Annotated in this window: 16 protein-coding genes and 1 pseudogene; 13 read left to right on the top strand and 4 right to left on the bottom strand. The window is 70.6% G+C overall.

Going from position 1 to position 22,267, the window contains the following annotated elements:
• Positions 1 to 37: 37 nt before the first annotated feature.
• The 7 genes and pseudogenes from M1203_RS30030 (at position 38) to argF (ending at position 6,801) form a co-directional block, all read left to right on the top strand.
• Positions 38 to 1,183, top strand: coding sequence for an ATP-binding protein (locus tag M1203_RS30030; RefSeq protein ID WP_249952970.1), 1,146 nt, complete (start codon positions 38 to 40; stop codon positions 1,181 to 1,183).
• Positions 1,180 to 1,530 carry a nucleotide pyrophosphohydrolase gene (locus M1203_RS30025; RefSeq protein WP_249952969.1) on the top strand — a complete coding sequence of 117 codons (351 nt, stop codon included), beginning with the start codon at positions 1,180 to 1,182 and terminating at the stop codon, positions 1,528 to 1,530. Before M1203_RS30030 ends, M1203_RS30025 begins: the two co-directional genes overlap by 4 nt.
• A gap of 144 nt (positions 1,531 to 1,674) precedes the next feature.
• Positions 1,675 to 2,160: pseudogene (locus M1203_RS30020) on the top strand (DUF6099 family protein); the annotation flags it as partial.
• A 151-nt stretch (positions 2,161 to 2,311) separates the two neighbouring features.
• A complete protein-coding gene (locus M1203_RS30015) occupies positions 2,312 to 3,235 on the top strand; it encodes an LLM class F420-dependent oxidoreductase (RefSeq protein WP_249952968.1) in 924 nt (307 codons plus the stop codon).
• Positions 3,236 to 3,311: 76 nt separating this feature from the next.
• The gene (gene mmuM, locus M1203_RS30010) at positions 3,312 to 4,223 is read left to right on the top strand and encodes a homocysteine S-methyltransferase (RefSeq protein WP_249952967.1); all 912 of its coding nucleotides are present in this window, start codon (positions 3,312 to 3,314) and stop codon (positions 4,221 to 4,223) included.
• A gap of 186 nt (positions 4,224 to 4,409) precedes the next feature.
• Positions 4,410 to 5,642, top strand: coding sequence for an arginine deiminase (locus tag M1203_RS30005; protein ID WP_249952966.1), 1,233 nt, complete (start codon positions 4,410 to 4,412; stop codon positions 5,640 to 5,642).
• Between the two features lie 142 nt (positions 5,643 to 5,784).
• Positions 5,785 to 6,801: an ornithine carbamoyltransferase gene (argF, locus tag M1203_RS30000; protein ID WP_249952965.1), complete on the top strand. Its 1,017-nt coding sequence runs from the start codon at positions 5,785 to 5,787 to the stop codon at positions 6,799 to 6,801.
• A gap of 40 nt (positions 6,802 to 6,841) precedes the next feature.
• Here argF and M1203_RS29995 read toward each other — a convergent pair whose 3' ends face one another.
• On the bottom strand, positions 6,842 to 7,249 hold the full coding sequence (locus tag M1203_RS29995) for an ATP-binding protein (RefSeq protein WP_249952964.1): 408 nt from the start codon (positions 7,247 to 7,249) through the stop codon (positions 6,842 to 6,844).
• Between the two features lie 365 nt (positions 7,250 to 7,614).
• Here M1203_RS29995 and M1203_RS29990 point away from each other — a divergent pair, with 365 nt between their 5' ends.
• Together M1203_RS29990 and M1203_RS29985 are read left to right on the top strand one after the other, a co-directional pair.
• Complete coding sequence (locus tag M1203_RS29990) at positions 7,615 to 8,448, top strand: enoyl-CoA hydratase family protein (protein WP_249952963.1); 834 nt, start codon at positions 7,615 to 7,617, stop codon at positions 8,446 to 8,448.
• Positions 8,448 to 10,739: a bifunctional salicylyl-CoA 5-hydroxylase/oxidoreductase gene (locus M1203_RS29985; RefSeq protein ID WP_249953108.1), complete on the top strand. Its 2,292-nt coding sequence runs from the start codon at positions 8,448 to 8,450 to the stop codon at positions 10,737 to 10,739. The genes M1203_RS29990 and M1203_RS29985 overlap by 1 nt, the downstream gene beginning before the upstream one ends.
• Here the strand turns inward: M1203_RS29985 and M1203_RS29980 are convergent.
• Positions 10,726 to 11,574, bottom strand: coding sequence for a PaaX family transcriptional regulator C-terminal domain-containing protein (locus tag M1203_RS29980; protein WP_249952962.1), 849 nt, complete (start codon positions 11,572 to 11,574; stop codon positions 10,726 to 10,728). The two genes, M1203_RS29985 and M1203_RS29980, sit on opposite strands and share 14 nt — an antisense overlap.
• A 9-nt stretch (positions 11,575 to 11,583) precedes the next feature.
• The gene (locus M1203_RS29975; protein ID WP_249952961.1) at positions 11,584 to 13,275 is read right to left on the bottom strand and encodes an AMP-binding protein; all 1,692 of its coding nucleotides are present in this window, start codon (positions 13,273 to 13,275) and stop codon (positions 11,584 to 11,586) included.
• Between the two features lie 125 nt (positions 13,276 to 13,400).
• Here M1203_RS29975 and M1203_RS29970 point away from each other — a divergent pair, with 125 nt between their 5' ends.
• From M1203_RS29970 to M1203_RS29955, 4 genes are all read left to right on the top strand, one after another.
• Positions 13,401 to 14,624: an acyl-CoA dehydrogenase family protein gene (locus M1203_RS29970; protein ID WP_249952960.1), complete on the top strand. Its 1,224-nt coding sequence runs from the start codon at positions 13,401 to 13,403 to the stop codon at positions 14,622 to 14,624.
• Entirely contained in the window at positions 14,621 to 15,019 is a 399-nt protein-coding gene (locus M1203_RS29965; RefSeq protein WP_249952959.1) for a RidA family protein, read from the top strand. Before M1203_RS29970 ends, M1203_RS29965 begins: the two co-directional genes overlap by 4 nt.
• Before the next feature lie 2,274 nt (positions 15,020 to 17,293).
• A complete protein-coding gene (locus M1203_RS29960; RefSeq protein WP_249952958.1) occupies positions 17,294 to 20,656 on the top strand; it encodes a S8 family peptidase in 3,363 nt (1,120 codons plus the stop codon).
• A 411-nt stretch (positions 20,657 to 21,067) separates the two neighbouring features.
• Complete coding sequence (locus M1203_RS29955; RefSeq protein ID WP_249952957.1) at positions 21,068 to 21,268, top strand: hypothetical protein; 201 nt, start codon at positions 21,068 to 21,070, stop codon at positions 21,266 to 21,268.
• A gap of 249 nt (positions 21,269 to 21,517) precedes the next feature.
• Here the strand turns inward: M1203_RS29955 and M1203_RS29950 are convergent, their stop codons facing one another.
• On the bottom strand, positions 21,518 to 22,228 hold the full coding sequence (locus tag M1203_RS29950) for an ABC transporter ATP-binding protein (protein WP_249952956.1): 711 nt from the start codon (positions 22,226 to 22,228) through the stop codon (positions 21,518 to 21,520).
• Positions 22,229 to 22,267 lie beyond the last annotated feature (39 nt).

Raw genomic sequence — 22,267 nt, 5'->3', positions numbered from 1 at the left:
ACGGTTCGGCAGCTTTTGGGCCGCATACGGTCCGGCCATGGAAGCAACCCGCGCGCGTCCCACCATCACCGAACTAAGGCTCTCCGCCTTCACCTCGCACCGCGGAGCGGCTTTTCCCCTGAGCCCCATGACCCTGTTCACCGGAGCGAGCGGCAGTGGGAAGTCCACCGCGCTGCGGGCCTACGAGTCGCTTGCCAGACTCGGTGCGGGCGCGCCCCTCGCCGATGTCTTCCCGGATCCGGTGGCCTGCGTTCCGGAACGGGCCGCGCCCGACGCCCAGGGGCGGCGCGGCTTCCGGATCGGCTGCACCGTCGACGGCCCGGTCGGTCCCGTACGGCTCGATCTCGCCGTCCAGGCCGAGCCCGAACTCCGCATCGTCGGCGAGCGGCTGACCGGTCGCGGGCAGACCCTGCTCACCACGGCGCTGCGCGACCCGGGACGGCCCACGGTGCAGGCGGCCTGGCACACGGCAGGCGCCGTACCGGTGACCCGGGCGCCGCTCCCCGACGACCGGCTGGGCACGGCGCTGCTCCCGCTGCGGGTGGGGGGCCGTACGGAGGGCGAGTCGCTGGTGCTCGCCGCCGCGGAACAGACCGTGCTGGCCCTGCGGTCGGTCTTCGTCTGCGACCCGCAGCCCCAGCTCATGCGGTATCCGGTGGCGGCGGGGCAGGGGCGGCTGCGCCGGGGCTGCGAGAATCTGGCGGCGGTGCTCGACCGGACGCTGGACCGCTCGCGCGACGGCTGCGCCCGCCGGCGGGCCCGGCTGGCCGCGGCGGCGCGGGCCGGCTGCGCGGGGCCGGTGACGGAACTCGCCGTCGAGCAGCTCGCCGACGGTACGGTACGCGCGCTGCTCGCCCGGGACGCCTCGGGCACCAGGGCGGCCACCCCCGTGGGCCGGCTCGGTGAGGGCGAGCTGAGATATCTGGCGCTCGCGCTCGTACTGCTCACGGGACCGGGCGTACTGGCCGGCGACCAGACCCCTGAGGTGCCCCCGGGGCTGCGATCGCTCACCGTCCTCGCGGACGGATTCGACCGGAGCCTGGACCGGCGGCAGGCGCGCGAACTGCTCTCGCTGGCTTCGGCGGTCTGCGCGGAGGGGCGCATCACCCTGGTCGGGGCGGTCGGCGACGCCTCCTGCGCGCGGGGGGCCGCCGGGGTGACGGTGGTAGACCTGGATCCGTGACGGAACTCGATGTAGCGGAAATGCAGCGCAGACTGGCCCGGTTCGCGGCGGCGCGCGACTGGGAGCAGTACCACACCCCCAAGAACCTGGTGGCGGCGCTGAGCGTCGAGGCGTCGGAACTGCTGGAGATCTTCCAGTGGTTGACGCCCGAGCAGTCGGCGCGGGTGATGGAGGACCCGGACTCCGCCCACCGGGTCTCGGACGAGGTCGCGGATGTGCTCGCCTACTTGCTCCAGTTCTGCGAGGTGCTGGGGATCGATCCGCTCGTCGCGCTCGCCGACAAGATGGACCGGAATGAGGTCCGCTACCCGCCCAAGCGACCGGCGGTTGGCCGCGATTCTTCCTGATCGTCACTCTATGGAGTTGCCGAGTTATGCACAACGAGCCTGCTGTCCAGAGATTTCCGCATTGCTCTGGCCTTTCTGCCGCCAATACCTCACTCTGGGTAGTGGAGTGCGTGGGCAGGATTGTCGTACGAACGGGGGCAGCGGATGGATGCGGAACGGCTCATCGGAGTGAGCCGGCATGCCCTGGCCGGGAGCACGGACGAGTGGGATGTCATCGCGGAGGCCTGGCAGGCGCAGAGCCTGGCCCGGGCGATCGGCGTCCAGTTGGCGTTGAACGGACCGAAGGAGCTGAAGAGCGAGGCGCGGGAGCTGGCCGAGGGGGGCGGGCAGGACTGCGGACCGCCGGACGGACTGCTCGAAGGGCTTGCGGGGTTATCGGACCGTCCGGCGCCGCGCATCGGCCGGATACGGGCCGGACAGCTCTCCGGGGTGGCCGACATCCGGGCGGCCCTGACCGGGCTCGGCGCGCTGCTGGGCGAGGTCGGGATCGCGCTGGTGGCGGTGGCGTGCGCCACGGACGAGGAAGGGCTGTACTGGCAGTGCATCGACGCGATCGACGCGGCCGACGAGTCCAATGACCGGGTGGGCGTGATGCTGCGCAGGCTCGTGGCGCGGGACCGCGAGCGGGAGCGGGAGTGGGCGCGTCAGCGCGAGGAGCGGCAGCTCGGGCTGGAATGGCAGCGGCAGCGGCAAAGGGAACGGGAGGGGGAGTGGGAGCGGGAGAGCAGGATCGGCAGGGAGGTCAACGGGGACCCCTGCCCGAAGGTGCAGGATGGAGGACATGGATCTTCGAATCTTCACCGAGCCCCAGCAAGGGGCGAGCTACGAGACACTGCTGACCGTGGCCAAGGCCTCTGAGGACCTGGGCTTCGACGCCTTTTTCCGTTCGGATCACTATCTGAAGATGGGGTCCGCCGATGGGCTCCCCGGGCCGACGGACGCCTGGATCACCCTGGCCGGGCTGGCCAGGGAGACCAAGCGGATCCGCCTCGGCACGCTGATGACGGCCGGTACGTTCCGGCTGCCGGGCGTGCTGGCCATCCAGGTCGCCCAGGTGGACCAGATGTCCGGCGGCCGGGTCGAACTGGGCCTGGGCGCGGGCTGGTTCGAGGAGGAGCACAAGGCGTACGGGATTCCGTTCCCCAAGGAGAAGTTCCCCCGGCTGGAGGAGCAGCTGGCGATCGTGACCGGCCTCTGGGCCACGGAGACCGGCCGGACCTTCTCCTACGACGGCACGTACTACCAGCTGACCGACTCACCCGCGCTGCCCAAGCCCGCGCAGCGCAAGGTGCCGATTCTGATCGGCGGCCATGGCGCGAAGCGCACCCCGCGGCTGACCGCGCGGTACGCGGACGAGTTCAATCTTCCGTTCGCCTCCATCGAGGACACCGACGCACAGTTCGCCCGGGTGCGGGCGGCCGCCGAGGCCGTGGGGCGCGCGGCGGACGATCTTGTGTATTCGAACGCGCTGATCGTGTGTGTCGGCAAGGACGACGCGGAGGTGGCCCGCCGGGCCGCGGCCATCGGACGGGAGGTGGCGGAGCTGAAGGTGAACGGACTCGCGGGCTCGCCCGACGAGGTGGTCGACAAGATCGGGCGCTACGGCGCGGTCGGCGCGTCGCGGATCTATCTCCAGGTGATGGATCTGGACGATCTCGACCATCTGGAGCTGATCTCCTCACAGGTCCAATCCCAGCTGAACTAGCTTCGTTCGGCGACCGGGGCAGGGGCAGAGCCTGGTACCTGCCCCTGTCCCTGCCGTACCGCGTACTGGAGCGACCGTGAAACCCACCCGCACACTCGCCTCCGCCCTTGCCGAGGGGACCGTCGTTCTCGACGGCGGTCTCTCCAACCAGCTCGCCGCGCAGGGCGCCGATCTGTCCGACGCCCTCTGGTCGGCACGGCTGCTCGTCGAGGGCCCCGAGCAGATCGAGGCGGCCCACGTGGCGTATGTGCGGGCGGGTGCGCGGGTGTTGATCACCTCCAGCTATCAGGCGACATACGAGGGGTTCGCGCGGCGCGGGGTGTCGCGCGACACGGCGGGCGCGCTGCTGGTGCGCAGCGTGGAGCTGGCACGCCGGGCGGGCGAGGCGGAGCGGGACGAGGTGTGGGTGGCGGCCTCGGTCGGACCGTACGGCGCGATGCTCGCCGACGGCAGTGAGTACCGGGGCCGGTACGGACTGTCGGTGCGGGAGCTTGAACGGTTCCACCGGCCGAGGATCGAGACCCTCGCCTCGGCCGGTCCCGACGCGCTGGCGCTGGAGACCGTCCCGGACACCGACGAGGCGGAGGCGCTGCTGCGGGCCGCCGCCGGCTGCGGGGTGCCGGTCTGGCTCTCGTACTCCATCGAGGGCGAGCGCACCCGGGCCGGACAACCGCTCGCCGATGCCTTCGCCCTGGCGGCGGGCGACGACCAGGTGATCGCGGTGGGGATCAACTGCTGCGAGCCGGGGGACACGGACGGCGCGGTCGAGCTGGCCGCCTCGGTGACCGGCAAGCCGGTCGTCGTCTATCCGAACAGCGGGGAGAGCTGGGACGCCGGGACGCGGAGCTGGCGCGGGGACGCCACGTTCGACCCGTCCCGAGTGCGGTCCTGGCAGGCGGCGGGGGCGCGGCTCGTCGGGGGCTGCTGCCGGGTCGGGCCGGAGCGGATCGCGGAGCTGAGCGCGCTCACCGACGCGGACGCACGCTGAGGGCCTGCCCTCCGGGGCCACCGAGTTCCGCTGCCCGCCGAGGACGATCGCGCTGCTGCCATCGCCTCCGCCACCCGCACCCCGGGGCGGGACAGCCGCTCGGACTCACCGCGTAGTGCGCGAGCGCCGTCGCGGACCCGGCCGTTCACCGAGTGAACCGCGCTCCATGCGGTGAGGATGGGAGACATGGGATTCCATGTCGACTCCGAGACCGGGCGGCTGCGCCGCGTCATACTGCACCGCCCCGATCTGGAGCTGAAACGCCTCACACCCGGTAACAAGGACACACTGCTCTTCGACGACGTGCTCTGGGTACGCCGCGCTCAGGAGGAGCACGACGCGTTCGCCGCGCTCCTGCGTGAGCGGGGGGTTCAGGTGCATCTCTTCGGCGATCTGCTGCGGGAGTCCCTGGACCTCCCGGCGGCCCGGCGGCTTGTTCTGGACCGGGTCTTCGACGAGAAGGAGTACGGGCCGCTCGCCACCGGCCATCTCCGGGCGATCTTCGATGAACTGCCCACGGACCGGCTGGTCGAGGCGCTGGTCGGCGGGATGACCAAGCGGGAGTTCCTGGAGCAGCACGCGGAGCCGGTGTCCGTACGTTTCCACGCGATGGAGCTGGACGACTTCCTGCTCGACCCGCTGCCGAACCATCTCTTCACCAGGGACACCTCGGCCTGGATCTATGACGGCGTGAGCATCAACGCGATGCGCTGGCCCGCCCGGCAGCGCGAGACCGTGCACTTCGAGGCGATCTACAAACACCATCCGCTGTTCACCGGGCCCGCCGCCGGGGCCTTCCACCACTGGTCGGAGGGGCAGGACGACTACCCGTCCACCATCGAGGGCGGAGACGTCCTGGTCATCGGCAAGGGCGCCGTACTGATCGGGATGAGTGAGCGGACCACTCCGCAGGCGGTCGAGATGCTGGCGCGCGGGCTCTTCGCGGCAGGCTCCGCCACCACGATCGTGGCGCTCGACATGCCCAAGCGGCGGGCGTTCATGCATCTCGACACCGTGATGACGATGGTCGACGGCGACACCTTCACGCAGTACGCGGGCCTCGGCATGCTCCGCTCGTACACCATCGAACCGGGCGGTGACGGCCGGGAACTCAAGGTCACCGACCATCCGCCGGAGCATATGCACCGTGCCATCGCGGCGGCCCTCGGCCTGGCGGACATCCGGGTACTGACCGCCACCCAGGATGTGCACTCGGCGGCGCGCGAGCAGTGGGACGACGGCTGCAATGTGCTCGCCGTCGAGCCCGGGGTCGTCGTCGCCTACGAGCGCAATGTCACCACCAACACGCATCTGCGGAAACAGGGCATCGAGGTGATCGAGATCCCGGGCGGCGAGCTGGGCCGGGGGCGGGGCGGGCCGCGCTGTATGAGCTGCCCGGTGGAACGCGACGCGGTGTAGAGACGCGGTGTGGAGACGCGGTGTGGAGCCGGGGCGCGGCGACAACGAGGCGCGACTGTATAGCGATGCAGGTTGTCGTATATAGTTCCAGTGTCCGGTATCTTCGCCCCTCTTCGCGACTCGCGCCCCAGGAGCAGCCATCATGGCCATACACCTCGAAGGCCGCCACTTCCTCAAGGAGCTGGACTTCACGGCCGGGGAGTTCCGCGGTCTGGTCGATCTGGCCGCGGAACTCAAGGCCGCGAAGAAGGCGGGCGCCGAGGTCCAGCGGCTGCGCGGCAGGAACATCGCCCTGATCTTCGAGAAGGCCTCCACCCGCACCCGGTGCGCCTTCGAGGTGGCGGCGGCGGACCAGGGCGCCTCCACCACCTATATCGACCCGGCCGGCTCGCACATCGGGAAGAAGGAGTCGGCGAAGGACACCGCCCGGGTGCTCGGGCGGATGTTCGACGGTATCGAGTTCCGCGGGGACGCCCAGGAGACCGTGGAGGAACTGGCCGCGTACGCCGGCGTCCCGGTCTTCAACGGCCTCACGGACACGTGGCACCCCACGCAGATGCTCGCCGATGTGCTGACGATGACCGAGCACACCGACAAGCCGCTGACGGAGATCGCCTTCGCCTATCTCGGGGACGCCCGCTTCAACATGGGCAACTCGTATCTGGTCACCGGCGCCCTGCTCGGCATGGACGTACGGATCGTCGCGCCGCGCGCCTACTGGCCCTCGGACGACATCCTCGCCCTGGCCCGCGAGGCCGCCGCGAGCAGCGGGGCGCGGCTCACGCTCACCGAGGAGATCTCCGGGGGTGTGGCGGGCGCGGACTTCGTGGCCACCGATGTCTGGGTGTCGATGGGGGAGGCCAAGGAGGTCTGGGACGAGCGGATCAAGGCGCTCGGTCCGTACGCCGTGACGATGGACGTGCTGCGCGCGACGGGCAACCCCGACGTGAAGTTCCTGCACTGCCTGCCGGCCTTCCATGATCTCGGCACGGCGGTGGGCCGGGAGATCCATGAGCGGCACGGTCTGACGGAGCTGGAAGTCACCGACGAGGTCTTCGAGTCGACGCACTCGGTCGTCTTCGACGAGGCCGAGAACCGGATGCACACCATCAAGGCCGTGCTGGTCGCGACGCTGTCCGGGAGCGGCGCCGCCCAGTAGGGAGCGGCCCGGTGGAGCGGCCGAAAAGTACGGGTTGGATTCAGAACGCCGGAAGCGTGAACCAGACCGCCTTGCCCTGATCCGTGGCGCGGTGGCCGCAGGCGGCGCTGAGTGTACTGATCAGCAGCAGGCCCCGGCCGCCCTCCTGCCATGGATCCGGCATTGTCCCCGGGTGCGACAGATTGCCCGGCGGGGCCGGGTCGCAGTCGTGCACCTCGACCTGGCAGCCGGTCGGCAGCAGCTCCACGACCAGCTCGATCGGATCGCTCCCCGGGGTGTGCTGGATGGCGTTGGCGACGAGTTCGGCGGTGAGCAGCTCCGCCGTGTCGCTGTGCGTCGGCTCTTCCAGATGTGCCAGAGCGTCACGGACGAGGGCGCGCGCGATCGGCACGGCTTCGACAGTGTGGGGCAGCGTGACTCTCCAGGGGGAGTCCCCGGCTTCTGGCATGGCGGGCGATCCGATCAAGGCACACATACGGCAGGGGGGTGCGGGGGCAATTGCTATCACGTTCAACCATACGGAGCGTGAGCGGGTTAACAAGAGGCGCCGGCCCGCCTGACACGGGACCAATGGCCCTTGCCCATCCGGACCTTTGACGGCGTACGGGTGGTATCTCGCGGAATTGTTACGAAAGGGACGCGAACGCATCGCGGGCCCGTCACGGGCGTATCGCGTACTCGTGACGGGAGTCAGATTCAGGTGATACGTTTTCATGGCGCTGAAGCTCGCCAAGGCCGCCATGGCCGCGGAGGTCTCTGAGGTCGTCGCGGCCGCCGAGGTTCGTTGAGGTTCGCCGAAGGAGGTCGCACTCCATGAGCCCGTTCACCGGCTCCGCGCCCCGCACCGAGGAGTGGCGCCATCTGCGCCTGACCCGTGACCCGGACATCGGGGTCGCGACCGTCACCCTCGCCCGCCCCGAAAAGCTCAACGCGCTCACCTTCGGCGCCTACGCCGATCTGCGCGATCTCCTCGCCGAGCTGTCCCGGGAACGCTCCGTCCGCGCCCTCGTCCTGGCGGGTGAGGGCCGCGGCTTCTGCTCCGGCGGCGATGTCGACGAGATCATCGGCGCCACCCTCGCCCTGGACACCGCCCGGCTCCTCGACTTCAACCGGATGACCGGCCAGGTGGTCCGGGCGATCCGGGAGTGCCCCTTCCCGGTGATCGCCGCCGTGCACGGGGTCGCCGCGGGCGCCGGCGCCGTTCTCGCGCTCGCCGCCGACTTCCGGATCGCCGACCCCTCCGCCCGCTTCGCCTTCCTCTTCACCCGGGTCGGCCTCTCCGGGGGCGACATGGGCGCGGCCTATCTGCTGCCCCGCGTGGTCGGGCTCGGGCACGCCACCCGGCTGCTGATGCTCGGCGAGCCGGTGGCCGCGGCCGAGGCCGAACGGATCGGGCTGATCAGCGAACTCACCGGCGCGGGCGGGGCCGACGCGCGCGCCGCCGAGCTGGCCCGCCGGCTCGCCGAGGGCCCGGCGCTCGCCCACGCGCAGACCAAGGCCCTGCTCACCGCCGAGCTCGACATGCCGCTCGCCGCCGCCGTGGAACTGGACGCGGCCACCCAGGCGCTGCTGATGAACGGCGCGGACTACCGGGAGTTCCACGCCGCCTTCACCGAGAAGCGGCCCCCGAAGTGGCAGGGCCGCTGATGGCCACCGTCCCGCGCGTCGCGGTCATCGGCGGCGGACCGGGCGGGCTCTACGCCGCCGCCCTGCTCAAACGGCTCGACCCCGGCCGCGAGATCACCGTCTGGGAACGCAACGCGCCCGACGACACCTTCGGCTTCGGTGTCGTGCTCTCCGACGAGACACTCGGCGGTATCGAGCACGCGGATCCCGTCGTCCACCGGGCGCTCCAGGCCGAGTTCGTACGCTGGGACACGATCGACATCGTGCATCGCGGCCGTACCCTCACCTCGGGCGGCCACGGCTTCGCGGCGCTCGGGCGGCGCCGGCTGCTGGAGATCCTGCACGAGCGCTGCGCGTCCCTCGGCGTACGGCTGCGATTTCGCACCGAGTCCCCGCCCGCCGCCGAACTCGCCACCGCCCACGACCTGGTGATCGCCGCCGACGGGGTCCACAGCCTCACCCGCGCGGCCCACGCCGAGGTCTTCGCCCCCACGATCACCACCCATCGCTGCCGCTATGTCTGGCTCGCCGCCGACTTCGCCCTCGACGCGTTCCGCTTCGAGATCGCCGAGACCGAGCACGGCGTGATGCAGCTCCACGGCTACCCCTACGCGAACGGTGCCGCGGGCGCGCGGAGCACGGTCATCGTCGAGATGCGCGAAGAGGTCTGGCGGGCGGCCGGATTCGACGACCTCGACGAGCGGCAGTCGGCGGAACGCTGCGCCAAGATCTTCGCCGACGCGCTCGGCGGACGGCCGCTGCGCGCCAACGCCTCGTCCTGGAGCGCGTTCCGCACCGTGGTCAACGAACGGTGGAGTCATGGCAATACGGTCCTGATCGGCGACGCCGCCCACACCGCCCACTTCTCCATCGGCTCCGGCACCAAGCTCGCCGTCGAGGACGCCCTCGCGCTCGCCGCCTGTATCGAGGAGCGCCCGGAGCTGCCGGACGCGCTCGCGGCGTACGAGAGCGAGCGCCGCCCGGTCGTCGAGTCCACCCAGCGTGCCGCCGCCGCCAGCCTGCGCTGGTTCGAGGAGCTGGCCGTCTACACCGACCAGCCGCCGCGCCGGTTCGCCTTCGGACTGCTCACCCGCAGCCGCCGGGTCACGCATGACAATCTGCGGCTGCGCGACCCCGCGTTCACCCGGGCGGTGGAGCGGGACTTCGGCTGCCCGCCCGGCACCCCGCCGATGTTCACGCCCTTCCGGCTGCGCGGGCTGACCCTGCGCAACCGCGTCGTCGTCTCGCCGATGGACATGTACTCCGCCGTGGACGGTGTCCCGGGCGACTTCCATCTCGTACATCTGGGGGCCCGCGCCCTGGGCGGCGCCGGGCTCGTCATGACCGAGATGGTGTGTGTCAGTCCGGAGGGCCGTATCACCCCGGGCTGCGCCGGACTCTACAACCGGGAGCAGGGCGACGGCTGGCGCCGGGTCACCGAATTCGTGCACACGCGCTCACCCGGGACGGCCATCGGTGTCCAGCTCGGACACGCCGGGCGCAAGGGCGCCACGCGTGTGATGTGGGAGGGCATGGACGAGCCGCTGCCCGCGGGCGGCTGGCCGCTCGTCGCCGCCTCACCGCTGCCGTACCGTCCGGGCGTCAGCGAGGTCCCGCACCAGCTCGACCGCCGTCAACTCGACACGATCCGCGAACAGTTCACGGCCGCCGCCCGACGGGCCCAGCGTTGCGGCTTCGATCTGCTGGAACTGCACTGCGCCCACGGCTACTTGCTCTCCGGCTTCCTCTCCCCGCTGACCAACCGGCGTACCGACGCCTACGGCGGTTCGCTCACCGCCCGGCTGCGCTTTCCGCTCGAAGTCTTCGACGCCATCCGCGCCGACTGGCCCGACGACCGGCCCATGACGGTCCGGATCTCCGCCACCGACTGGGCGCCGGGCGGTACCACCCCCGAGGACGCCGTCGAGATCGCCCGCGCCTTCGTCGCACACGGCGCCGACGCGATCGATGTGTCGACCGGCCAGGTCGTCGCCGACGAACGGCCCGAGTTCGGCCGCTCGTACCAGACCCCGTTCGCCGATCTGATCCGTAACACCCTGTCCGTACCGGTCATCGCCGTGGGGGCCATCTCGTCCTGGGACGATGTCAACTCCCTGCTGCTCGCGGGCCGTACCGATCTGTGCGCGCTCGCCCGCCCCCATCTTCACGATCCGCAGTGGACACTGCACGCCGCCGCGGCCCAGGGGTACGAGGGCCCGGCCGCGCCGTGGCCGGCGCCGTACCGCGCGGGCAGCCGCACACCCCCGGCGGGCCGCGCCGACGACCCGAAGCCGCGCCTCACTCTTCGCTGACCGGTCGCTCCACGAACGCCAGGCCCCTTTCCCGCAACCGGGTGTGCAGACGGGTGAAGACCTCCGCGGACCGCTCTCCCGGCCAGTTCTTCGGAAGCAGCTCGGCGGGCAGTCCTGGATCGGCGTACGGCAGATGCCGCCAGGAGTCCAGGGCCAGCAGATAGTCGCGGTACGCGTCCTGCGCCGAGCCCGAGTCCCCGCGTCGGTTCGAGCCCGGGCCCCGGCTCTCCCAGGCGCGCAGCACCGGCTCGTGCGCGTCGAGGAATTCCTCGTGCCGGGTGGCGATCGCGTCCAGATCCCACCAGCGGGCCACGGCGTCGGCCGTCGCCTCGAAGCCGAGATGGCGCCCGCCGAACAGATCGACATACGAGTCGAGCCGCAGTCGCCGCAAGGTGTGCCGGGTCTCCTCGTACAGCCGGCCCGGCGCGATCCAGACCCCGGGCGCCGCCGTCCCGAAGCCCAGCCTGCCCAGCCGGGAGCGCAGCAGATGGCGCTTGTGGCGCTCGGACTCGGGGACGGTGAAGACCGCCAGGACCCAGCCGTCGGACAACTCGGGCGCGGGCCCGGCGTAGATCCTGCGGTCCCCGTCGTCGAGCAGCTGGCGGGCCTCGGCCGACAGCGCGTATCCGGCCCCGCCCCGCGCCGTGCGCTCCGGGACCAGCAGGCCACGGCGTTTGAGCCGGGAGACCGAGGAACGTACGGACGGCGCGTCCACATCGAGGACCCCCAGCAGACGGATCAACTCCGCCACGGCGAGTGGGGAGTCGTCCGGTGTGCGCCCGTACGCGCCGTACAGAGTGACGATCAGGGATCGGGGGGTGTGCTGCTCGGCCACGTGATCACTTTAGAGCCTCTCCGACAGAGCCCCGGCTCCGTCGACGGCCCCTCCGGGGCCCGGAACCCGCAGCCGGAAGCGCTGGAGTTTGCCGGTGGGGGTACGGGGGAGCGCGTCCAGGAAGACCACCGCGCGCGGGCACTTGTACGGGACCAGCCGCGCCCTGACGAACTCCCGTAGCGCCGCCGCGGTTGTCTCGCCGCGCTCCACGCCGTCGCGCACCACGACATACGCCGCGACGATCTGGCCGCGCAGCTCGTCGGGCAGACCGACCACCGCCGCCTCCACGACATCGGGATGGGCCAGCAACGCCTCCTCGACCTGTGGGCCCGCGATGTTGTACCCGGCCGAGATGATCATGTCGTCCGCGCGGGCCACATAGCGGAAGTAGCCGTCGGGCTCCCGTATGTAGGTGTCGCCGGTCAGATTCCAGCCGCCCCGCACATACTCGCGCTGGCGTGGATCCGCCAGATACCGGCAGCCCACCGGGCCGCGTACGGCCAGCAGCCCCGGCTCGCCGTCCGGCACCGGCGCACCCGAGCCGTCCATGACGCACGCCTGCCACCCCGGCACGGGCACCCCCGTGGTGCCCGGCCGGATCGCCTCGTCCGCCGCGGAGATGAAGATATGGAGCAGCTCGGTCGCCCCGATGCCGTTGATGACCCGCAGCCCGGTGTGCTCCCGCCACGCCTGCCAGGTGGCCGCCGGCAGATTCTCGCCCGCCGAGACACAGCGGCGCAGGGAGGAGATGTCGTACGGGTGTGCGGCCAGCTCGTCCAGCATCAGGCGATAGGCGGTCGGCGCGGTGAACAGGACCGACACCCGGTGCCGGGCGACCGCCGCCAACAACTGGGCGGGCCGCGCCTGTTCGAGCAGCAGCGCGCAGGCCCCCGCCCGCAGCGGGAAGACCAGCAGACCGCCGAGGCCGAAGGTGAACCCGAGCGGTGGGCTGCCCGCGAAGAGGTCGTCGGGCCCGGGGCGCAGCACCTGTCGCGAGAAGGTGTCGGCGATGGCGAGAACGTCACGGTGGAAGTGCATGCACCCCTTGGGCCGGCCCGTCGTCCCCGAGGTGAAGGCGATCAGCGCCACATCGTCCGCCGCCGTCTCCACCGCCGTGTATCGCGTCGGCTTGTCGTCCGTCAGCCGCAGCAGATCGTCCGCCGAATCCGCGCCATAGGTCGTGATCCGCAGCCCCGGGATCTCCGCCCTGATCAGCTCGTCCACCGACCTGATGTCACACAGGGCATGGCCGATCCGCGCCATCTCGCCCATGGTGGCCAGCTCCGCCGCGCGCTGCTGGGCCAGCACCGTCACGGCCACCGCGCCCGCCTTGAGCACCGCGAGCCAGCAGGCCGCCAGCCAGGGCGTGGTCGGCCCGCGCAGCAGCACCCGGTTTCCCGGCACCACGCCCAGATCGGTGGTGAGGACATGGGCGATCCGGTCGACGCGCCCGCGTAACTCCCCGTACGTCCAGACCTCCCCGCCGGGCCCGCGCAAGGCGGGCCGGTCCGCGCCGAAGCGTTCGACCGTACGGTCCAGCAGCTCGGCCGCGCAGTTCAACCGGTCGGGATAGCCGGGAGGGAGGGGGAGGCCGGGGGAGTCCGGCACGGACGGGAGAGGAAGGAGCAGGGGCCACTGGTCCGCGGGCGGCAGATGGTCGCGCGCGAAGGTGTCCCGGTGGGCCGACGGTGTCAGCTCCATGGTGCGCCCCCTTGCGGTGGTGGGGTCGTCCATCGAGGTGCTGTGGTGGGCTCGCTTATCGAGCGTATCGTGAAGATGACGACAGTCAACGGTCCGCGATAGACGCGCTGGAAGTGGGGGCCCGGATGCCCGTATTCTCGCTCGATCCGGAACAGAGCGACTGGTGCGCACGGCTGCGCGCCCTCGCCGTGGAACGGCTGCGACCGATCGCCGAGAAGGGCGAACCCGGCGCGGTGAACCGTCCGTTGATCGCCGCCCTGGGGGAACTCGGCCTGCTGGAAAGGCTGTTCGGAACCGGGGCACTGGAACTCTGTCTGCTGCGCGAATCCCTCGCCCAAGGCTGTACGGAGGCCGAGACCGCGCTCGCGCTCCAGGGCCTCGGCGCGTATCCGCTCGTCCTCGCGGGCACCGGCGGGCAGCGCGCACGCTGGCTGCCCGAGGTGCGCGCGGGCCGCGCCGTGGCGGCCTTCGCGCTCAGCGAGCCGGGCGCCGGATCCGATGCCGCCGCGCTGGCCCTGCGGGCCGTTCCGGACGGCGAGGGCTGGCTGCTGACCGGCGAGAAACGCTGGATCTCGAACGCCCCCGACGCCGACTTCTACACCGTCTTCGCCCGCACGGACACAGGAACCGGCAACCGTGGCGGGAACGGCTCCACCACCGTGAACGGCACCACCACCACCACCGGCACCGGCACCACCACCGGCACCGGCACCGGGGCCCGCGGCGTCACGGCCTTTCTCGTCCCCGCCGACCGTCCCGGGCTCACCGGCACCCCGATCGAGATGCTCTCCCCGCACCCCATCGGCGCCCTCGCCTTCGACGCCGTACCCGTGACCCGCGACGACGTCCTGGGCGAGGTGGACCACGGCTTCCGGGTGGCCATGGGCACCCTGAACCTGTTCCGTCCCAGCGTCGGCGCCTTCGCCGTCGGTATGGCACAGGCGGCGCTGGACGCGGCCCTGGAACACACCGCGGAGCGCCGGGCGTTCGGCGGCCCGCTCAGCCGGCTCCAGTCCGTGGCACACCAGATCGCGGAGATGGCGACCCGTACCGAGGCGGCGCGGCTGCTGGTGTACGCGGCGGCCACGGCGTACGACACCGGCGCCCCCGACGTACCGCGGCGCTCGGCCATGGCGAAGCTGTTCGCCACCGAGACCGCGCAGTATGTCGTCGACGCCGCCGTCCAGTTGCACGGCGCCCGCGCCCTCCAGCGCGGCCATCCGCTGGAGCATCTCTACCGCGAGGTCCGGGCGCCGCGGATCTACGAGGGCGCCACCGAGGTCCAGCGCACGATCATCGCCAAGGAGTTGTACGGACCCTCGCGCCAGGACCGGGGGCGGGCGCGATGAGTCTGGAACGCCTCAACCCCGCCGGGCTCTCGCCCGCCACCGGCTTCTCGCACGCCGTCACGGCCACCGGCGGGCGGCTGGTCCTGCTGGCCGGTCAGACCGCGCTCGACACGAGCGGCGCCGTGGTGGGGGAGACGCTTCCCGCCCAGTTCGAGACCGCGCTCGGCAATCTCCTCACCGCGCTGGCGGCGGCGGGCGGCGGGCCGGCGGATCTCGCCCGGGTGACCGTGTACGCGACCGATGTCGCGGACTACCGCGCCCACGCCGCCGAACTCGGCCGGATATGGCGCCGGCTGGCCGGGCGTGACTATCCCGCGATGGCGGTCATCGGGGTCGTACGGCTCTGGGACGAACAGGCGCTGGTCGAGCTGGACGGTATCGCCGTACTGCCCTGACCGGCACGGCCGTTGGCGGGGGCCGCCCGCCTCTCGTAGCGGCCCGCCTCTCGTAGCGGAGGGGGCCGCCCGCCTCGTAGCCAGGACACCGGTGGCCCGGCCCCATGGACAGCCGGCCCCCTCGGAGCGACGGTCGGTCAGGTGGGGATGGGTTTGGTCCGGGTGCAGTTCTTCCATTCGACCCAGGGGCGGGCGCCGCCGCTCTGTGGGCCTTTGGCGTAGGTGGGGTCGCCGGTGATGGTCTGGTTCTTCTCTTCGTGGGTGATGTCGATGCCGAAGAGTTTGAATCCGAGGGTGAGTTGTCCGGCGGAGATGCCGAAGCCGATGCCGAGTGAGGCGTTCCACCAGTCGGTGTTGGCGTTGTAGTCGAGGCGGGTGAGTTTTCCCTTGTCGTGGAGGAGGCGTTCGATGGGGCCGGCGTCGTCGTCGAGTGCTTCGGCGGCGTCGGAGGGGGTGGGCAGTGGGTTGCTCGCGGGGGTGTCGCCGCGTCCGCGGNCGGTGTTGGCGTTGTAGTCGAGGCGGGTGAGTTTTCCCTTGTCGTGGAGGAGGCGTTCGATGGGGCCGGCGTCGTCGTCGAGTGCTTCGGCGGCGTCGGAGGGGGTGGGCAGTGGGTTGCTTGCGGGGGTGTCGCCGCGTCCGCGCAGCCAGTCCTCGACGGTGGTGCTGTCGGTGTCGTTGTCGAGGGTGACCTCGGCGGATTCGGTGTGGATCTGGGAGTTGATGGTTCCGCCGCCGCCGCCGACGTCGATGGTCACGGGGCCGGCGTTGGCTCCCGCGCCGGTCTGGATGCCGGGGCCGTCGCCGGTTTCCTGGCTGGTGGTGATGGTCAGTTTCTGTGGGTGGTGTGGTTTGCCGTCTTTTTCTTCCTGGTCGTAGGCGGCGGCGTCGTAGGTGACGGCGACCTGCTGCATTCTGCTGCCTTTGGCCTGGCCGACCGCGCCGGCTGTGCCGCTGACGCTGAAGGTGTAGACGAAGGTGATCTTGCCGGCGTCGGGGCCGGTTTTGGCGCGCATGACGACGACGTCCTCGGTCATCGAGCCGGACAGTCCTTCGGCGGAGATGCTGCCGAGGTCCTTGGGGCCGTCGGCGCCCTTGCCGTCCTTGCCGCCCTTGGTGTCCTTCCCGCTCTTGCCGTTGCCCTTGAAGGACTTCCCGAAGCTCACTCCGCCGGACGCCTCGACGGAGGTCTTGGTGATGTCGACGTCCGGCGCCCTCTCCGGATCGAGGTCGGGCTTCTTCTTGTTCGCGTGGTAGCCGCAGATCATGCCCAGTTCGGAGGAGCGTGGTCCCGCCGGCCGGCTGTTGCAGTCGTCCATCGCCTTCAGATATTCGGCGAACTGCTGGGCGTCCTCCAGGTTGGCCGCGAGATCCGCCTGGGGATCGCCGCTCTTGTTCCCGTTGAAGAGCCACTGCCCGCCGCTGCCACTGCCCTTCACATAGCTGCCGCTGAGCGAAGCGCTGCCGCCCCAGTCCTTCAGGCCGGGGATGCCGGCGGAGATGCTGGCCGTGACGCCGCCGCCGGTCTCGGTCACGCGTTCCAGGGTGACGGTGCCGTCGGACCACTGCTGGAGCTTGAGCGTCTCCGAGTTGCTGATCTTGATGAAGAGGATCTGGATGACGACGGTGGTCTTCGTCTGGTCCTGGGACAGCAGACACTTCGCGGGCTCGAAGGGATCGCCGTTGGGTACGAAGGGATCGTCGGGGCCGCCTCCGCCCCCGCCGTCGCCCCCTCCGCCGTCGTCGCCCGCGTAGTCACCCGAGGAACACGCCTCGGCGCCGCTGAGCGGGTGGAGTATTCGGCACACCGCGCTCTTCAGTCCGGTCGCCGTGTCGGCGGGCACGCTCAGACCGACGATCGCCGCGACGACCAGCGAGACGACACCGACCATCGCGGCGTACTCGGCACCGCCCTGCCCCCGGTCGCGGCGCGACGGGGGAACGAATGGGTGGTCATGCGCATGCCATCTGTGAAACCTTTCCGCGCCCTTCATCGGTTCTCCTCGCCCGCGTCGTCTCCCGTTCCCCCAAGTGACCGCAGCCTAAGGATGGGTCCGGGCCCAAGCGGAGGGCCCCCGGACCCAGTTGAGGGCCCACTACCATCGGGACGTGGCCGAAGGCGCTCGGAAATGTGGCGTCAATTCGACGGTTGTGCGAAGGAACCCCTCGGGTCCGCCCGCCGTCTTCCGTGCCGACGTTGGATCCGGTTGATCACCACGCATCCCGGCAGGCGTCGCTTGGGCTCGTTCAACACAACACCTCACCTTTGGGGGAGAGTTGCTCAGAAAGACAAGCAGGGCGGGCGCGGCCATGGTGGCGGCGCTGCTCACCGCGGGGCTCACGACGGGTGCCGCCTCGGGGGCCGCGTCCGGAAGCGCTTCGGCCGACGAGCGCGCGGAGACCTTCGCCGCGAAGGCGCGGCAGGCGAAGGGCGAGCCGTCCGTGGTCACCCTGATCACCGGGGACCGTGTCCATGTGGACGCCAAGGGCCGGGTGACACGGGTGGAGCCGGCCGAGGGCCGCGAAGGTGTCCGAATAGCCGTCAACCGAATAGCGGGCGCCACCTATGTGCTGCCCTCGGACGCGTCCCGGCTGGTGGCCCAGGGCAAGCTGGACCGGCGACTGTTCAATGTCAGCCGGCTGATCGAGGACCGCTACGACGACGCGCACCGCGCGACGCTCCCCCTGATCGTGTCGTACGCCAAGGCCGCCGAGGACAAGGCGCGGGCGAAGTCGGCCATCTCGGCCGCGGATGTCTCGGTACGTCGCGTCCTGCCCGCGGTCAAGGGCGAGGCGGTGACCGCGCCCAAGACCGGTACCTCCGAGGTGTGGCGCGCCCTCACCGCGACCGGCGAGCGGCGGAGCGGTGAGCGTACGGTCGCGCCGGGCATCGAGCGCGTATGGCTCGACGGCAAGCGCCGGGCGAGCCTCGACAAGAGCGTTCCGCAGATCGGCGCGCCCGCCGCCTGGCAGGCCGGATACGACGGCAAGGGCGTGAAGATCGCCGTTCTGGACACCGGCGTTGACGAGACCCACCCCGACCTCAAGGGTGTGGAGCTGGCCCAGAAGGACTTCTCGGGCTCAGGCAACGTGGTCGACCACTTCGGCCATGGCACGCATGTCGCGTCCACCGCCGCGGGTTCCGGCGCCAAGTCCGGCGGCAAGTACAAGGGCGTCGCGCCCGGTGTGAAGATCCTCGACGGCAAGGTGCTCGACGACTCCGGATTCGGCGACGACTCCGGCATCATCGCGGGCATGCAGTGGGCCGCCGACCAGGGCGCGAAGGTGGCCAACCTCAGCCTCGGCGGCGGCGACACCACGGAGACGGACCCGCTGGAGGCGGCGGTCGACAAGCTCTCCGCCGAGAAGGGCATCCTCTTCGTCATCGCCGCGGGCAACGACGGTCCGGGCGCCGCCACGATCGGCTCGCCCGGCAGCGCGGCCTCCGCGCTCACCGTCGGCGCGGTCGACCGCGCCGACAACATCGCCGACTTCTCCAGCGTGGGTCCGACGGCCGACGGCTCGCTGAAGCCGGACATCACCGCACCCGGTGTGGACATCGTCGCGGCGAAGGCGGCCCAGGGGCAGATCGGTGACCCGGCGGCCGACGGCTATGTGTCGATGTCGGGCACCTCGATGGCGACCCCGCATGTCGCGGGCGCCGCCGCGCTCCTCGCCCAGCAGCACCCGGACTGGACCGGTCAGCGGATCAAGCAGACGCTGACCGCGTCCGCCAAGCCCAGCACCGGACTGACGGCCCATCAGCAGGGCACCGGCCGCGCCGATGTGGCCAGGGCGATCACCCAGACGGTGGTGAGCGAGCAGACGTCGCTGGGCTTCGGCGTCCAGCAGTGGCCGCACACCGACGACAAGCCGGTGACCAAGCGGCTCACCTACCGCAACAGCGGTGCGAAGCCGGTGACCCTCGACCTGTCGGTGGCGACGGTCGGCCCCAAGGGCAAGCCCGCCCCGGCCGGCTTCTTCGCGCTCGGCGCGAAGCAGGTCACCGTACCCGCGGGTGGCACCGCCGATGTCGACCTCACCGCGAACACCAGCGTCGGCACCCTGGACGGCACGTACTCCGGCGCGGTCACGGCCAAGGCGGCCGAGGGCGGTCAGCAGGCCCGTACGTCGTTCGCCGTGACCCGCGAGGTCGAGTCGTACGACCTCACGATGAAGTTCATCGACACCAAGGGCAAGCCCGCCCGGGCCGAGAGCACCGTCTTCGGTCTCACCGCCGAGTTCTGGCAGAACCCGTACGACAGCGACGGCGACGGCAGCGCCAAGATCCGGGTACCCAAGGGCGCCTACGCGCTCGACGCGCCGGTGCAGACCCCCAACGGCGGCGAGACGCCCCCGGACATCGCGCTGATGGTGCACCCGAAGTACTCGATCACCAAGAACACCACGGTCACTTTCGACGCCCGCAAGGCCAAGCCCATCTCCATCACGGCACCGGACTCCGCGAAGCTGGGCGACGCGTACGTCAACTACTCCCTTCAGGCGGGGGACAACGGCCTGGGCAGCACCTGGTTCCTGGACTCGTTCCAGGGCTTCCGTACCGCGCATCTCGGCGCGGCGCTGCCCGCCGGGGAGTTCAGCAGCCAGGTGGGCGGTACCTGGCAGAAGGGCAGTACCAGCTACAACCTCCTCTACAACCGCATCGGTTCGCTGCACACCGGCTTCAGCCACACCGCGTCCAAGAGCGAGCTGGCCCTGGTGAACATCACGACCGGCGCCTCGGCCAAGGGCCGCAAGGGCACGGTCAACCCGTTCTGGACCGCCCCGGAGTCCTTCGGCGTCGGCACGGTCACCCAGCCGTTCGCCCTCCCCGGCACGGCCAAGACGTATGTCACCGCTCCCAAGGGCTTCAACTGGGAGTTCGGCATCAGCCAGGACGGCAGCAGCGAGGAGGGGGGCATGTACCTCCAGTCCGACCCGCCCCGCGCGTACCAGGCGAAGAAGACCTACGAGAAGACATACAACGTCGGTGTCTTCAGCCCGAAGGTGGACAAGGACAACACCGCGCTGCGCCTGGGTGACGAACTGGCCGTCTGTATCCCCGTGTTCACCGACGGAGCGGGCCACTTCGGCCAGTCGGAGGTCTCCAAGCAGCGCACGGTGATCAGCGTCGACGGCAAGAATGTCCTGGACGAGAAGGACGGTCTCTGCCAGTTCATCGGGGGTCTGCCCGCGAAGTCGGCCGCGTACCGCATCAGCACGGACGCGTCGCGCTCCACCAAGGTCGCCGGGGTCAGCACGCGTATCACCGCGGAGTGGGCGTTCGCCTCGAAGCAGCCCGCCGATGACATCGTCGCCACCCTTCCGCTCTCCACCGTCCGCTTCGCCCCGAAGCTGGATCTGGGCAGCGCCGCGGCGGCCGGCAAGAAGCTCACCGTCCCGCTGACCCTCCAGGGCCCGGCGGCGGGCAAGGGCTTCAAGTCCCTGTCCGTGCAGGTCTCCTACGACGGTGGGACCACGTGGGCCAAGGCCCCGGTCACCACCGGCAAGGACGGCGGGAAGAGCCTGTCGCTGAGCCACCCGAAGACGGCCAAGTCGGTCTCCTTCAAGGCGAAGCTCACCGACAAGAACGGCAACACGTACGAGACGACCATCGTGAAGGCGTACCTGCTGAAGTAGCGCGCCAGTCGTCCGACCCGTAGTCGGCCGCGCCCGGGGGATGAAGTCCTTCCCCGGGCGCGGTGTCGTGCTGCCGCCGACCGCCTATGGATCTGTGACCTCTGTCACAGTGGTGGGTGGATACGTGTAGACGCCACCACCGCGGAGCCGGTACCCCGGAGGTGAGGTTCCTCATGGCATCGGCTGACGTATGTCATGCGCATGTCTGATAAATGTCATGGCGTCGAAATGGCGTTGGAATTATCCGTTCCATTTGCGGTGTGAGCCACGTCATACTCGCCCAGTTCGAATAGCTGCTTGTATCTCATCCCGGGTGAGTCCGAGCAGGTAAAGGGCTGCGCATCCATCCCTTTCCCCGGCCGCCTTCCGTGTGTCCACCGTCCACCGCACATTCCTCATGGGGAGGGACAAATGATCGAAGACAAGTTCAACGCACAGATGGAGAGCCTCGGTGGGCTCTCCGAGGAGACCCCCGGCTGGCTGGCGCATGAGACGTCTCCGGTTCTGGCCACGCCTGCCCTCGCCTTCGCGGGTGGCGCGGCTCTCGTCACGGGCGCCTACGCCGTCGGCAAGGTCGTCGGGGCTGCCCAGCCCGCGGGCCTGCCGCAATAGTGATTCCGCACCGTACGCGATAGCAATTCCGCACCGTACGAAAGAAACCCCGCCGGGCCGGAGATGATTTCCGGCCCGGCGGGGTCCATGTGTGTCCGTATATTCCGGCCGAATGTCGCGGAATGTCGCGGAAGGGAACGGTCGGCCGCCGGGTGTCGGCGCGCGTGAATTACCTTTCGGGCGCTTCACGCTCATGTGCGTCAACATATCGGGAAATCCCGGAGGAGGCCCGCCACCACGGCGCTCGGCTCACGCGGTCGACTCCAGGGTGCTCTCGCGGGCCACTCTGCCGTCGGCGATCTCGACCAGACGACTGGCACACCGGGTGGCCAGTCGCGGGTCGTGCGTGACGATCAGCAGGGTCTGCCCGATCTGATTGAGGTCGATCAGCAGATCCATGACCTGCTCGCCCGAGCGGCTGTCCAGCGCGCCGGTCGGCTCGTCGGCCAGCAGCAGGGCCGGACGGTTCATCAGCGCCCGTGCCACGGCCACTCGTTGCCGCTCCCCGCCGCTCAACGCGGCCGGATAGGTGTCCTTGCGGCCGGCGACGCCCAGCTCGTCGAGGAGCTCCAGCGCGCGACGGCGCGCCTGGCGGGCGGACGTGCCGGTCAGCTGGGCGGCCAGCGCGACATTGTCGAGTGCCGGCAGATCGTCGATCAGATTGAAGAACTGGAAGATCATGCCGATGTGCCGCCGCCGGAACAGCGCCAGCCCGGTCTCGTTCAACTGCCCCAGATCCTGGCCGTGGACCCGCACCGTGCCCGACGTCGGGCGGTCCAGGCCCGCGACCATGCTGAGCAGGGTCGACTTGCCGCACCCCGAGGGCCCCATCACCGCGACCGCTTCCCCGGCACGGATCTCCAGGCGGACGCCGTCCAGGGCCTTCGCGTCGCCGTACTCCTTGTGGACGTCGTCCAGCCGCACGACGACCTGTGGGGAGCTGTCCAGATCAGTAGTCATGGCATGAACCTAGAAGCCGCGGTACGGGGGCGACGTCCC

Source organism: Streptomyces sp. 35G-GA-8 (assembly GCF_023534745.1).
Lineage (GTDB): Bacteria > Actinomycetota > Actinomycetes > Streptomycetales > Streptomycetaceae > Streptomyces.
This window is presented reverse-complemented; position numbering and strand designations above follow the sequence as displayed.